Annotated in this window: 8 protein-coding genes and 1 pseudogene; 3 read left to right on the top strand and 6 right to left on the bottom strand. The window is 72.2% G+C overall.

The features are described from left to right. Positions 1-17 precede the first annotated feature (17 nt). The 3 genes from M4D82_RS23955 to nsdA form a co-directional block, all read right to left on the bottom strand. Positions 18-356, bottom strand: a complete 339-nt coding sequence (locus tag M4D82_RS23955) for a P-II family nitrogen regulator (protein ID WP_249768000.1) — start codon at positions 354-356, stop codon at positions 18-20. After that, complete coding sequence (locus tag M4D82_RS23950) at positions 353-1,699, bottom strand: ammonium transporter (RefSeq protein ID WP_249767999.1); 1,347 nt, start codon at positions 1,697-1,699, stop codon at positions 353-355. The genes M4D82_RS23955 and M4D82_RS23950 overlap by 4 nt, the downstream gene beginning before the upstream one ends. A gap of 242 nt (positions 1,700-1,941) precedes the next feature. Continuing rightward, complete coding sequence (gene nsdA, locus M4D82_RS23945; RefSeq protein ID WP_502989087.1) at positions 1,942-3,432, bottom strand: transcriptional repressor NsdA; 1,491 nt, start codon at positions 3,430-3,432, stop codon at positions 1,942-1,944. 408 nt (positions 3,433-3,840) lie between these two features. On the opposite strand from nsdA, the gene M4D82_RS23940 reads away from it, so the two are divergent. Then, on the top strand, positions 3,841-4,509 hold the full coding sequence (locus M4D82_RS23940; protein WP_249767997.1) for a bifunctional DNA primase/polymerase: 669 nt from the start codon (positions 3,841-3,843) through the stop codon (positions 4,507-4,509). 130 nt (positions 4,510-4,639) lie between these two features. Here the strand turns inward: M4D82_RS23940 and ftsY are convergent, their stop codons facing one another. Then, positions 4,640-5,857 (bottom strand): signal recognition particle-docking protein FtsY, encoded by a 1,218-nt coding sequence (ftsY, locus tag M4D82_RS23935; RefSeq protein ID WP_249767996.1) that lies wholly within the window; start codon positions 5,855-5,857, stop codon positions 4,640-4,642. 131 nt (positions 5,858-5,988) lie between these two features. Here ftsY and M4D82_RS23930 point away from each other — a divergent pair, with 131 nt between their 5' ends. After that, positions 5,989-7,500, top strand: coding sequence for a cytosine permease (locus M4D82_RS23930; RefSeq protein WP_502988989.1), 1,512 nt, complete (start codon positions 5,989-5,991; stop codon positions 7,498-7,500). A 63-nt stretch (positions 7,501-7,563) separates the two neighbouring features. Then, positions 7,564-8,550 carry an LLM class flavin-dependent oxidoreductase gene (locus M4D82_RS23925; RefSeq protein WP_249767995.1) on the top strand — a complete coding sequence of 329 codons (987 nt, stop codon included), beginning with the start codon at positions 7,564-7,566 and terminating at the stop codon, positions 8,548-8,550. Between the two features lie 45 nt (positions 8,551-8,595). Here M4D82_RS23925 and M4D82_RS23920 read toward each other — a convergent pair whose 3' ends face one another. Both M4D82_RS23920 and M4D82_RS34650 read right to left on the bottom strand, forming a co-directional pair. After that, positions 8,596-10,029, bottom strand: a complete 1,434-nt coding sequence (locus M4D82_RS23920; RefSeq protein ID WP_249767994.1) for a sugar porter family MFS transporter — start codon at positions 10,027-10,029, stop codon at positions 8,596-8,598. 194 nt (positions 10,030-10,223) lie between these two features. Further along, positions 10,224-13,912, bottom strand: a pseudogene (locus M4D82_RS34650) (AAA family ATPase). Positions 13,913-13,954: the final 42 nt, after the last annotated feature.

The following is a 13,954-nucleotide window of genomic DNA, read 5'->3' as shown; positions in this document are numbered from 1 at the left end:
CGGGGGCTCCCTGGACCCTAGAGCGCGTCGGCGCCGCGCTCGCCGGTGCGGACCCGGACGACCGAGTCCACGGGGACGCTCCACACCTTGCCGTCGCCGATCTTCCCGGTGGCGGCGGCGCTGACGATGACGGAGATCAGTTCCTCGGCGTCGTCGTCGTCGACGAGGACCTCGATGCGGATCTTCGGTACGAGGTCCACGGTGTACTCGGCGCCCCGGTAGACCTCGGTGTGGCCGCGCTGGCGGCCGTAGCCGCTGGCCTCGGTGACGGTCAGGCCCTGGACCCCGAAGGCCTGGAGGGCTTCCTTGATCTCGTCCAGCTTGTAGGGCTTGACGATGGCGGTGATCAGCTTCATGCGTCGACCTTCTTGCTCGCGGCGGCAACGGGGGCGGGGGCGGCGGCGGTGCGCGAGGAGGCGCCACCGCCGGCACCGCTGAAGTCGTAGGCGGTCTCGGCGTGCTCGGCCTGGTCGATGCCGGAGACCTCGACGTCCTCGGTGACGCGCATGCCGATGGTCTTGTCGAGGAGGAAGGCGAGGACGGCGGACACGACGAGAGAGTAGGCGAGGACGGCGAAGACGCCGATGGCCTGCTTGCCGAGTTGTTCGAGGCCGCCGCCGTAGAAGAGGCCGGCCGCGTCGGACTGGACGCCGCCGGTGGCGAAGAAGCCGACGAGCAGGGAGCCGGCGATGCCGCCGACGAGGTGGACGCCGACCACGTCGAGGGAGTCGTCGTAGCCGAAGCGGTACTTGAGGCCGACGGCCATGGCGCACAGCACGCCGGCGATGGCGCCGACGGCGATCGCCCCCAGCGGGCTGACGGAGCCGCCGGCGGGGGTGATGGCGACGAGGCCGGCGACCGCGCCGGAGGCGGCGCCGAGGGTGGTGCAGGAGCCGTGGCGCAGCTTCTCGTACGCGAGCCAGGCGAGCATGGCGGCAGCGGTGGCGACCTGGGTGTTGACGAACATGACGGCGCCGACGCCGTCGTCGTTGCCGAGCCAGGAGCCGGCGTTGAAGCCGAACCAGCCGAACCACAGCAGGCCGGCGCCGAGCATCACCAGGGGCAGGCTGTGCGGGCGCATCGGGTCCTTCTTGAAGCCGACGCGCTTGCCGATGACGAGGATGACGCCGAGGGCGGCGGCGCCCGCGTTGATGTGGACGGCGGTGCCGCCCGCGAAGTCGATGACGCCCATCTCGAAGAGCCAGCCGCCGGCGCCCCAGACCCAGTGGGCGACGGGGAAGTAGACGACGGTCACCCACAGGGCGGTGAAGAGGACCCAGGCGCTGAACTTGACGCGGTCGGCGAGGGCGCCGCTGATCAGGGCGGGGGTGATGACGGCGAACATGAGCTGGAAGACGGCGAAGACGTAGACCGGGATCGTGTAGCCGTCCCACAGCTCGGTGAGGCCGATGCCGCTGAGGCCGACGTAGTCGGAGTTCCAGCCGATGACGGAACCGGAGTCGGCGCCGAAGGCGAGGCTGAAGCCGTAGAGCACCCACAGGATCGTGACGATCCCGAGGCTGACGAAGCTCATCATCAGCATGTTGAGGCTGCTCTTGACGCGGACCATGCCTCCGTAGAAGAAGGCGAGGCCCGGGGTCATCAGCATGACCAGGGCGGAGCAGATGAGCATGAACCCGGTGTTCGCGGCGGAGAGCGTGGGGGCGTCTGCCGCGAGGGTCGTGATGGCTGATGCCATCGGCGTCTCCTCGTCGTCGGTACGTTCGCGTGCGGGCGATCGTGAGGCCTTCGGCGGCCGGGGCGCGGGCCCGGGGGTGGGCGGTCGCGCCGGCCGGTTATTGGCCATGAGATTCGCGCAGGCCGGTTTCCGGCGGCGCCGCCGGTTGTTTCGCGCCGATGACGAAGAGGTCGTACGTGTTACGCGTCCATGAACGGGCCAGGTGCGAGGCCCCGCGCCTGCCCTGGTCCGCCGGACAGGCCCTAGACCGCCTCGGCGGCCTCGGGGAGGCGGGAGGCGAGGAGGTCGGTGAGGCGGACGACCTCGGCGACGTCGCCGTACTCGCGGGCGGCCGTGTCGACGGTCTTGCGCAGGCGGGTGTTCACCCGTTCGGAGCGCACCTTTCGCGCCACGTCGAGAGCCTGGTCCACGAGGACGGTGGCCTGCTCGGGTTCGCGCTGGAGGAGGTGGACGGTGGCCATGCCGATGAGGTTGAGGGCGTACGAACGCTGGTGCACCTCGTCCTTGGCGAAGAGGTCGACGGCCCGCTGCATGACGGGTTCGGCGAGGGAGGCGTAGGTGGGGCTGCGGCCCGCGACGTAGGCCAGGTCGCGGTAGGAGTGGGAGTTCTCGCCGTTGAGTTCGGCCTCGGAGAAGAAGGCGATCCAGTCGGGCTCGGGCTCGCCGCCGAGGCCGACGTCGGAGAAGGTGTCCTCGGCCATGCGCACGGCCCGCTTGCAGCGGCTGGGCTGGCCCATGTTGGCGTAGGCGCGGGCCTCCATCGCATACAGCATGGCCTGGGTGCGCGGTCCGGCGCAGTCGCGGCTGCCGTACTGGGCGAGGTGGATGAGTTCGAGGGCGTCCTCGGGCCGGCCGAGGTGGATCATCTGGCGGCTCATGTTGGAAAGGATGTACGAGCCCAGCGGTTTGTCGCCCGCCTCCTTCGCGGCGTGCAGCGCGAGGACGAAGTACTTCTGGGCGGTGGGATGCAGGCCGATGTCGTAGCTCATCCAACCGGCGAGTTCGGCGAGTTCGGCGGCGACCTTGAAGAGCCGCTTCACGACGGGCGCCGGGTGGCTCTCCTGGAGCAGGTCGGTGACCTCGTGGAGCTGTCCCACGACAGCCTTGCGGCGCAGTCCGCCGCCGCACTGGGCGTCCCACTGGCGGAACATGACGGTGGTGGCTTCGAGGAGGTCGAGTTCCGGTTCGGAGAGCCGGGGCGCCCGGTATCCGGAGGGGCCCGCCGGCCCGCCTTCGGCGCGCGGTCCGGGGTCGGCGGCCGGGACCGGGACGAGCCAGCGCTGCATGGGCTCGATGAGGGCGGGGCCGGCGGAGAGGGCGAGCGAGGTCCCGAGGAAGCCGCGGCGGGCGAGCATCAGGTCGCTCCGGGAGAACTCGCTGAGCAGCTCCACCGTCTGCGGGCCGGCCCAGGGCAGGTCGACGCCGGAGACGGAGGGCGTCTGGTGGGCGGTGCGCAGGCCGAGCTGTTCGATGGCGACCACGGAGCCGAAGCGTTCGGAGAACAGCTCGGAGAGGATGCGGGGCACGGGTTCGCGGGGTTGCTCGCCGTCCAGCCAGCGGCGTACGCGCGAGGTGTCGGTGCTGATGTGGTGGGCGCCCATCTGGCGGGCCCGGCGGTTGACCTGGCGGGCGAGTTCGCCCTTGGACCAGCCGCTGCGGACGAACCACGAGGTCAGCTGGTCGTTGCGGTCGGTCGATTCCCCGCTCGTTCCGCTTGCGCCACTGCCGCTCACTGGGAACGCCCCCATCCGCATCGCCTCTACACACGAAACCCTGACCGGGACGACCGACGTCGCCGGGGACCTTCACAGGTCCTCCACAGATTGCCTCCGGCATACCCACGGCCGGGGCCGCCCTCCGGGTTCGTGCACCGAAAGTAATCCTACGATCACCCCGTGGGCGAGGTCGATTCCAGAAACGCCACCATTCGCCACCCCTTCGAATGAACTCGCCACCGGCCAGGCGCGATTCACTTGACACATAGGCGAAACGGAACGGTTGGACGGGAGTGCGCTCGGGGCGCGCGCGGCGAGGAGTGCGCCGCCCGCCCCCGGTGGAAGGCGCACCGCACCCGGCCTCCGCACAGGTCTCGCCGACGTCGTAACCACCGACGCGTCCGACCCGTTGGAGGGGACATGGGCATGGGCTTCACGATCGGCGGCAGCCGCGGCACCAAGGAATTCCGTTCCGGATCCCGCCGTCGCGGCCGGACTTCCGAGTGCACGGCGGTGGCGGAGTACACCGGGCTCTGGGGCTGGGACGCGGTCCCCGGCGCCCGCGCCGCGGCCCCCGCCCGCGACTGCTCCTGCGGTCATACGAACTGCCGTGCGCCGGGGGCGCATCCGCTGGACTTCGCTCCGACCGTCCCCGCGGGCGCCACCCTCGACGAGGTCACCGAGGTCTGGGGCGAGTACCCGGGCGCGGCGATCCTGCTCCCCGTCGGCCGCTCCTTCGACGTCATCGAGGTCTCCGCCGAGGCGGGCCGGCGGGCGCTGGTCCGGCTGGAGCGGATGGGCCTGCCGCTGGGCCCCGTCACCGTCACCCCGGACGGTCGCGCGCAGTTCTTCGTCGCCCCCGGCGCCGCCGCCGAGCTGCCGCAGCTGCTGTACCGGATGGGCTGGGACGACGCCGATCTGGACCTGCGCGCCCTGGGCCTCGGCTCCTTCCTGACCGCGCCGCCCTGCGACCACGCGGGCCTGGGCCCGGCCGGCTGGCTGCGCCGGCCCGCGCTGGACTGCGCGGGCGGTCCCCCGCAGGCCCGGCTGCTGCTCGGCACCCTGGCCTACATCTGCCACCGGTTCCGCCACTGACGGCGCGACGGCGCCGTGTCGCACCGTGCCCCCGCGTCCGGGTCGGACGCGGGGGCACGGGTGCGCGCAGGGCCTTGACGGCGTAGGGGACGGGAGCGGGGACACGTACCGGCGGTCTCCCCGGGGGTGCTCAGTCGCCGATGAGGGCGTCGACGAAGGCCTCCGGCTCGAAGGGGGCCAGGTCGTCCGGGCCCTCGCCGAGGCCGACGAGCTTGACCGGCACGCCCAGCTCGCGCTGGACGGCGACGACGATGCCGCCCTTGGCGGTGCCGTCGAGCTTGGTCAGCACGATGCCGGTGATGTCGACGACCTCGGCGAAGACGCGGGCCTGGGTCAGGCCGTTCTGGCCGGTCGTGGCGTCGAGCACGAGCAGGACCTCGTCCAGCGGGCCGTGCTTCTCCACGACGCGCTTGACCTTGCCCAGCTCGTCCATGAGGCCGGTCTTGGTGTGCAGGCGGCCGGCGGTGTCGATGAGCACCACGTCGGCGCCCTCGGCGATGCCCTCCTTGACCGCGTCGAAGGCGATGGAGGCGGGGTCGCCGCCCTCGGGGCCGCGCACGGTACGGGCGCCGACGCGCTCGCCCCAGGTCTGGAGCTGGTCGGCGGCGGCGGCGCGGAAGGTGTCGGCGGCGCCGAGGACCACGCTGCGCCCGTCGGCGACGAGCACGCGGGCCAGCTTGCCGGTGGTGGTGGTCTTGCCGGTGCCGTTGACGCCGACGACCATCACGACGGCCGGGGTGTCGACGCCGCTCTCGGTCTTCACGGCGCGGTCGAAGTCGGTGCCGACGAGGGTGACCAGCTCCTCCTTCAGCAGGGCGCGCAGCTCGGCGGGGGTGCGGGTGCCGAGCACCTTGACCCGCTCGCGGAGCCGCTCGACCAGTTCGTGGGTGGGCGCGACGCCGACGTCGGCGATGAGGAGGGTCTCCTCGATCTCCTCCCAGGTGTCCTCGTCGAGGTGCTCGCGCGACAGGAGCGTGAGCAGCCCCTTGCCGAGCGAGTTCTGGGAACGGGCGAGCCGCGCGCGCAGCCGGACCAGGCGGCCGGCGGTGGGCTCGGGCACCTCGATCTCGGGCGCGGCCGGGGCCTCGGGCTCGGCGACGACGGGGGCCTCGGGAGCCGCAGCCTCCGCTTCGGGGAGGGCGACCTCCTCGATGGTGCGGCGGGGCTCTTCCGCCGTCGGTGCGGCGTCCTCCCCCACCTGCGGTTCGGCGGGCGGGGCAGTGATGGTCGGCGTACTCGACGGCGACGGGGGCGGCAGCTGCTTCTTCTTGCGGCTGCTGACCACGAGCCCGCTGATCGCGCCGACCGCGACCAGGGCGATGACTACAGCAAGGATGAGGATGTCCATAACGCTCCAAGTATCGGCCACCCCCGGCGGCCTTCGGAGGCGACGGCGAGGGCATTAGTCCTCTATTTGTGGTTTTCGAGGCGAATCTACGATGATGGGCGACTCCCCCTTCCTCCCCCACGGAGTAGCGCATGCCTGCCAAGCCCGCCGAAGGCGCGATGTCCGCCACGGTCGACGGCGCCCTCGACGCCGGCGCCGAGAACGCCGTCGAGAGCGGCGTCGAGACGCGCGGCCTGGAGCCCGTACCCGACGAGGAGCGCGGTGGCCGCGTCCGGGAGCTGATACCCACCTGGGTCGCCGCGAACATCAGCGTGCTGCTGCTGACCATGGGCGCGGGCCTGGTGATCTTCAACAAGCTCAACATCTGGCAGGTGCTCGTCGTCGCGGTGGCCGCGCCCGTGCTCTCGTACGGGATCGTGGGGCTGATCTCCATCGCCGGCAAGCGCGGCGGTTCGCCGGGCATGGCGCTGTCGCGGGCGGTCTTCGGTCAGCGCGGCAACCTCTTCCCGGGCGCCCTGATCTGGGTGGCGCGCTGGGGCTGGGAGACGATCAACGCGGTCAGCGGCGCCTACGCCGTGCTGACGGTGCTGGACCTGCTCTTCGGGATCAAGAGCAACACCGTGCTCATCGTCGTCACCCTGCTCTTCTTCGTGGGCTGCACCTTCGTCGTCTCCGGCCTCGGCATCAACGCGCTGCGCGTCTGCTCCACGTGGTCGACGTACCTCTTCGGCGGCTTCAGCGTGCTCGTCCTCGGCTACCTGGTCTTCACCACCGACTGGGCGGCGGTCCTCGACAAGCCGGCCGGGTCGACGGCGATGATGATCGCCGGCATCGGCACGATCGCGGCGGGCGGCATCAGCTGGGTGCCCTCCGGTCCGGACTTCACCCGCTACCTGCCCCGCACCGCCTCCTCCAAGGCCATGGTCGGCGCGACGATCGGCGGCGCGGGCGTGGTCGTCCTGCCGATGGTGTTGATGGGCGCAGTGATGGCCGTCGGCACCCCGGACCTGGCCACCGCCCAGGACCCGGTCTCCTTCATCGGTGAGCTGCTGCCGACCTGGATCGCGGTCCCGTACCTGCTGATCGCGCTCGTCGGCATGCTGCTGATCAACTCGATGTCCATGTACTCCGCCGGTTTCACCGCGCAGACCCTCGGCATCAAGGTCCCGCGGGCCTGGGCGGTCAGCGTCAACGCCGTGATCAGTCTGATCTTCGGCTTCCTGCTGATGGTGGTGGCGACGAGCTTCTTCGGCTCCTTCATCTCCTTCCTGACACTGCTGGCCGTGGCCTTCTCCGCGTGGATCGGCGTCTTCGGCGTGGACATGCTCCGCCGCACGACCTACGACGGCCCCGCGCTGCTCGACACCACCCGGACCAGCGCCTACTGGTACAAGGGCGGCTTCGCCTGGCAGGCGATGACGGCCTGGGGCGTCGCCCTGGTGGTGGGCACCCTGTTCACCGAGGTCGACTGGTTCAGCGGGCCCCTGGCCTCCACCTGGATCGGCCGCAACGGTCTGGGCTGGGCCGCCGGCATCCTGACCTCCGCCCTGCTGTACGCCGTCCTGCCGCGCACGCCCGCGACCGGGGAGCGGGCCGCGGAGTCCGTCGAGGAGCGCGAGCCCGCCGGATCCCTGTCCAACTGACGCCACGTCAGCTAGCGTCCCCCTTCGCCCGTCCACCCACCTCCGGCGAAGGGGGACTTCTCCATGCCCATCACCGTGGCCCGGTTCAATCTCGTCGACCCGCACGGCACCCCCGAAACCCTCTCGGCCCGTTACAAGGACGCGCTGGAGATGGCGCGGTACGCGGACGAGCACGGGATCGACACCCTCCAGACGGAGGAACACCACGGCACCGCGAACAACTGGATGCCCTCCCCCTTCGCCTTCGCGGGCGCGGTCTTCGGCGCCACCCGTCGCATCGCGGTCACCGTGTCGGCGATCATCGGCCCGCTGCACGACCCGCTCAAGGTCGCCGAGGACATCGCGGTACTGGACCTGCTGAGCGGCGGGCGCCTGGTGACGGTGGCGGGGATCGGGTACCGGCCGCAGGAGTACGAGCAGCACGGCGTGGAGTGGGGGCGGCGCGGCCGGCTCCAGGACGAGCTGCTGGAGACCCTGCTCCGGGCGTGGACCGGCGAGCCGTTCACCTTCCGCGGCCGGACGGTACGGGTGACCCCGCGGCCCTTCACGCGCCCGCACCCGCTGCTCCTCGTAGGGGGCAGCTCCAAGGCGGCGGCCCGCCGCGCGGCGCGTCTGGGGCTGCCGTTCTTCCCCAGCGCGCACCTGCCGGAGCTGGAGGCGTACTACGGGGAGCGCCTCGCGGAGTACGGGACGGAGGGGTTCTGCATGATGCCCGCCGCCGAGACCCCGCTGCTGCACATCGCCGAGGACCCGGACCGGGCCTGGGCCGAGTACGGCGGGCACTTCCTGCACGAGGCGGCCACCTACGCCTCGTGGCAGTCGAAGGAGATCCGCAGCGCGGTGCGTTCGGGCGCGCGGACGGTGGGGGAGCTGCGCGCGGAGGGCGTCTACCGCGTCCTGACCCCGGATCAGGCGGTGGCGTACGCGAAGGGCGCGGGCGAGGCGGGGAACCTGGTGCTGCACCCGCTGTGCGGGGGGATGCCGCTCGACGAGGGGTGGCGCAGCCTGCGGTTGTTGTGCGAACAGGTGCTGCCCCGGCTCAAGGAGTGAGCGGGGGCAGCACCCGGGGAGGAGAGGGGTGGTGGCGGGGGATGGTTACCCCATCTCCTCCAACGCCTTGCCCTTGGTCTCCGGCACCCACTTGAGGATGAAGGGGATCGAGAGCACGGCGAAGACGGTGTAGATGACGTAGGCGCCGGACAGGTTCCAGTCGGACAGGCTCGGGAAGCTGACGGTGATCAGCCAGTTGGCCACCCACTGCGCCGCCGCGGCCACGCCCAGGGCGGCGGCGCGGATGCGGCCGGGGAACATCTCGCCGAGCAGCACCCAGACCACGACGCCCCAGGAGAGGGCGAAGAAGAGGACGAAGAGGTTGGCCGCGATCAGGGCGACGAGGCCCTGGGCGTGCGGCAGGGTGACGTCGTCGCCGGTGCCGGTGGTGAAGGAGAACGCCCACGCCGCGGTGCCGAGCGAGAGGGCCATGCCGACGGAGCCGATGAGGGCGAGGGGCTTGCGGCCGAGGCGGTCCACGAACACCATCGCGATCACGGTGCCGACGATGTTCACGACCGAGGTCTCGAAGGAGTACAGGAACGAGTCGCTCGGGTCGATGCCGACCGACTGCCACAGCGAGGAGCTGTAGTAGAAGATCACGTTGATGCCGACGAGCTGCTGGAAGAGGGACAGTCCGATGCCGATCCAGACGATGGGCAGGAGTCCGAACCGACCGCCGAGCAGGTCCTTGAACGTGGACTTGTGCTCGGAGCGCATCGCGAGGTCGATCTCGGCGACGCGGGCCTCCACGTCGATCCCGGTGCCCTCGACCTCGGTGAGGACCTTCTTGGCCTCCGCGGTGCGGCCGACGGAGATCAGGAAGCGCGGGGATTCCGGGATGGCGAACGACAGCAGCCCGTAGAGGGCGGCGGGCACGACCATGACGCCGAGCATCCACTGCCAGGCTTCCAGGCCGCCGATCTCGCCGCGCTGGTCGCCGTCGGCGAGGTTGAGGATGCCCCAGTTGACCAGCTGCGAGACGGCGATGCCGATGACGATGGCGGCCTGCTGGAAGGAGGCGAGCCGGCCGCGGTAGGCGGGCGGGGAGACCTCGGCGATATAGGCGGGGCCGATCACGGAGGCCATGCCGATGCCGAAGCCGCCGACGACGCGCCACAGGGCGAGGTCCCAGAGGGCGAAGGGCAGGGCCGAGCCGATGGCGCTCGCGGTGAAGAGGACCGCGGCGATCTGCATGCAGCGGATACGGCCGATCCGGTCGGCGATCCGGCCCGCGAAGGCGGCGCCGAGGGCGCAGCCGATCAGCGCGGCGGCGATCACCTGGGCGAGGGCCTCGGAGCCGACGTCGAAGCGGTCCCGGATCGCGACGACGGCGCCGTTGATGACGGAGCTGTCGTAACCGAAGAGGAAACCGCCCATCGCGGCGGCCGCGGTGATGAAGATGACGTGCCCGAGGTGTTCGGGCTGCGAGGCGCGTCCGCCGCCGGGTGCCGGTTCCTGCGCTGTGCTGCTGGTCAAGGTGTGCTCCGTGGGGGTTTTGTCCGTTCTCCTAGTGGGGCACAGGTCAAGATCGGGCACCACTCGAAGTCGGGAGACAGCGGAGCGAGCCTATGCGTTCATTTTCTGAAGTCAAGAGTGGGCAAGAGGGTCGTGACGGCAGAGTTACTTGGGAAGTGAGTTCAGGTTCTGAACACTGGAGGTCGGCTGGCCGGTCAGCGGAGGCGCTGGCTGATGACCTTCGAGACGCCGTCGCCCTGCATGGAGACCCCGTAGAGGGCGTCCGCGACCTCCATGGTCCGCTTCTGATGGGTGATGACGATCAGCTGCGAACTCTCCTGGAGCTCCACCATGATCCGGATCAGCCGCTGGAGGTTGGTGTCGTCGAGCGCGGCCTCGACCTCGTCCATCACGTAGAACGGGCTGGGCCGCGCCTTGAAGATGGAGACCAGCAACGCCACGGCCGTCAGGGAGCGCTCGCCACCCGACAACAGCGACAGCCGCTTGACCTTCTTGCCCGGCGGGCGGGCCTCCACGTCCACCCCGGTCGCCAGCATGTCGTCCGGGTCGGTGAGCACGAGCCGGCCCTCACCACCGGGGAAGAGCCGCGCGAACACCCCCTCGAACTCGCGGGCGGTGTCCCGGTAGGCCTCGGTGAACACCTGTTCCACCCGACGGTCGACCTCCTTCACGACCTGAAGGAGATCGGCCCGCGTCTTGCGCAGGTCGTCCAGCTGTTCGCCGAGGAAGCGGTGCCGCTCCTCCAGCGCCGCGAACTCCTCCAGCGCCAGCGGGTTGACCTTGCCGAGCTGCTGGTAGGCGCGCTCGGCCGCCTTGAGCCGCTTCTCCTGCCGCTCGCGTACGAAGGGCCCCGGCCGGTTGCGCGGGTGCTCCGGATCCTGCGGCAGTTCCTCCCCCTCGGCGGCCGGCGACGGCGGAACCGGCTGGTCGGGGCCGTACTCCGCCACCAGCGCGGCGGGCTCCACGCCCAGCTCCTCCAGCGCCCGCGTCTCCAACTGCTCGATCCGCAGCCGCTTCTCGGCGCCGAGCACCTCGCCCCGGTGCACGGAGTCGGTCAGCTTGTCGAGTTCGCCCTTCAGCTCACGACCGTGCCCTCGGGCCTCGGCGAGCTCCCGCTCGCGCAGCCCCTTCGCGGCCTCCGCCCGGCTCCGCTCCCGGTCCGCCCGGCCGAGTGACACCTCCAGGTGGGCGAGCAGCTGCCGCGCCCCGTCGGCGACGGCCCTGCCCACCGCGGCCTCGTGGCGCAGCCGCTGCCTACGCCGCTCCGCGCGGGCCCGCGCCTCGCGCTCGGCCCTGGCCCCCCGGTCGAGCGCGTCCGCCCGGCCCGCGAGGCCCTTGACCCGCTCCTCGTGCGTACGCAGTTGGAGGCGGGCCTCCATCTCGGTCTGCCGGGCGTTCGCCCCGTCGGCCGCGAGCCGGTCCCTGGCGGAGGTGTCGGGTTCCTCCGCGACGGGCAGCTCCTCCACCGCCGCGAGCCGCTCCGCGCACTCCTCCACCTCGATCCGCGCCCGCTCCAGCGCCTCCTGCGCCGACGCCGCGGCGCGGGCGCTGCGCTCGGCCTCGCCGGCCGCGCCCTTCGCCTGTCCCGCGAGCCGTCCGAGCTGCTGCGCCACCCCGGCGCGGGCCTGTTCGCCGGCGCGGCGGCGCTCGGCCGCCTCCTCCACGCGGGCCGCCGAGGCGCTGCGGCGTTCCCGGGCCGCCTCCTCGACCCGGGCCAGCTCGCGGCAGCGGGCGTCGAGCCGCTCCAGTTCCGCCGCCGCCTCGTCCACGGCGGCCTGGACCTCGATCAGGCTGGGCACGCCCGCCGAGCCGCCGTGCGCGAAGTGCGCGCCGAGCACGTCCCCGTCGACGGTCACCGCGACCAGGTCGGGGTGTTCGCCGACCAGCGCCTCGGCCTCCTCCAGGGACCCCACCACGACGTGCCCCCGCAGCACCCACCCCACGGCCCGCCGCACCTCGGCGTCCCCGCCGACCAACGAGGCGGCCTCCCGCCCCCCTTCGACCGTACGGGTCACCGCCCGCGCGGAAGCGGGGGCGGGGTTCGACAGCCCGCCGGTACGCGGCGCGGGCGGCTGCGCTTCCGGGAGGGTTGGGGCGGGAACGGCTGGGCCGGGGACGGCTGCGCCGGGGACTGCTGCGCCGGGGACTGCTGCGCCGGGAGCGACGCGGGCGGCGGGGTGACCAGGAAGCCCGCGCGGCCGGCGTCCGTGTCGCGGAGGTGACGGATCGCCTCCGCCGCCGCCCCCGAGGAGGCCACGGCCACCGCGTCGGCGGCGGCCCCCAGCGCCGCGGCCACCGCGACCTCGTAGCCCGGGGTCACGGTGAGCCGTTCCGCCGCCGGCCCGAGCAGCCCGGCCAGGCGTTCGCGGGCCGCGAGCACCGCCCCCGTACCGTCCTTGCGCCGCAGACCGAGCGCGAGCGCGTCCCGCCGGGCCGACACGGCCGCGCGGGATCGTTCCGCCTCGGTCAGCGCCTCCCGGGCCGCGCCCAGGGCGGCTTCCGCGTCCTTCAGCTCCGTCCGGGCCGCCTCGTACTCCCCCTCCGCCTCGGGGTCGTCGAGCCCGCCGACCTCCTCCGCCAGGGCCTCGTACTCCTCGCGCGCCGCGACCGCCCGCGCCTCGGCCTCGTCCAGGGCCGCCACGAGCCGGTCGATCTCGGCCTGCGCGGCGCCCGCCCGCGAGCGCGCCGCCCCCAGGCGCCCCGTCAGTCGGGCCAGCTCCTCACGCCGGTCGGCGATCGCACGGGCGGCGTCCCGCAGCCGCCGTTCCTCCTCGGCGAGGGCCCGCTCGAGTTCCGCGCGGTGCCCGGCGGTGTCCTCCAGCGCCCGCCCGGCCGCCTCCAGAGCGGCCGTCAGCTCGGCCTCCTGCTCCCGGATCCGGGCCGCCTCGCGCTCCATGTCCTCGGGGTCACGGCCGCGCCGCTCCTCCTCCACGGGGGCCGAGGCGCTGCGGACGCGGGCCTCCGCCAAGGACGCGGTCCCCCGGACCCGTTCGGCCAGCTGCGAGAGCTCGTACCAGGTCTGCTGCGCGCGCTGGAGCCGGGGCGCGAGGAGGCGTACGGCCTCCTCCAGCTCGGCCTCGCGCCGCAGGGCGTCCGCCAGCCGCCGCTCCGCCGACTCCTTGCGCTCCTTCAGGGCCGCCTCGTCGGCGATCTCCGCGTCCAGGGCGGCGCGCAGCCTCACCAGGTCGTCGGCGAGCAGCCGCAGCCGGGCGTCGCGCAGGTCGGCCTGGATCACGGCCGCGCGGCGGGCGACCGCCGCCTGCCGCCCGAGCGGCTTGAGCTGCCGGCGCAGCTCGTCGGTGAGGTCCTGCACGCGGGCGAGGTTGGCCCGCATCGCGTCGAGCTTGCGCAGGGCCTTTTCCTTGCGCTTGCGGTGCTTGAGGACCCCGGCGGCCTCCTCGATGAAGGCGCGACGGCCCAGGGGATCGGCGTGCAGGACGGAGTCGAGGCGGCCCTGTCCGACGATGACGTGCATCTCGCGGCCGATACCGGAGTCGGAGAGCAGCTCCTGAATGTCCAGGAGCCGACAGGTGTCCCCGTTGATCTGGTATTCGCTGCTGCCGCCGCGGAACATGATCCGCGTGATGGTGACCTCGGCGTACTCGATGGGCAGCGCGCCGTCGGAATTGTCGATGGTGAGGGAGACCTCGGCGCGGCCGAGCGGCGGGCGGCCGGTCGTGCCCGCGAAGATGACGTCCTCCATCTTCCCGCCGCGCAGGGATTTGGCTCCCTGTTCCCCCATGACCCACGAGAGCGCGTCCACCACATTGGACTTGCCCGATCCATTCGGACCGACGACGCACGTGATCCCCGGTTCGAACCGAAGAGTGGTCGCGGAAGCGAACGATTTGAAGCCACGCAGGGTCAGGGACTTGAGGTGCACGCCGCCGGACTCTCCCTTTCACGTTCTTCACCTTCGGTTTCA

The sequence above is a fragment of the Streptomyces sp. RerS4 genome (assembly GCF_023515955.1).
In the GTDB taxonomy this organism is placed as follows: domain Bacteria; phylum Actinomycetota; class Actinomycetes; order Streptomycetales; family Streptomycetaceae; genus Streptomyces.
The sequence above is the reverse complement of the archived record's forward strand: the minus strand, read 5'-3'. Positions and strand labels throughout refer to the sequence as shown.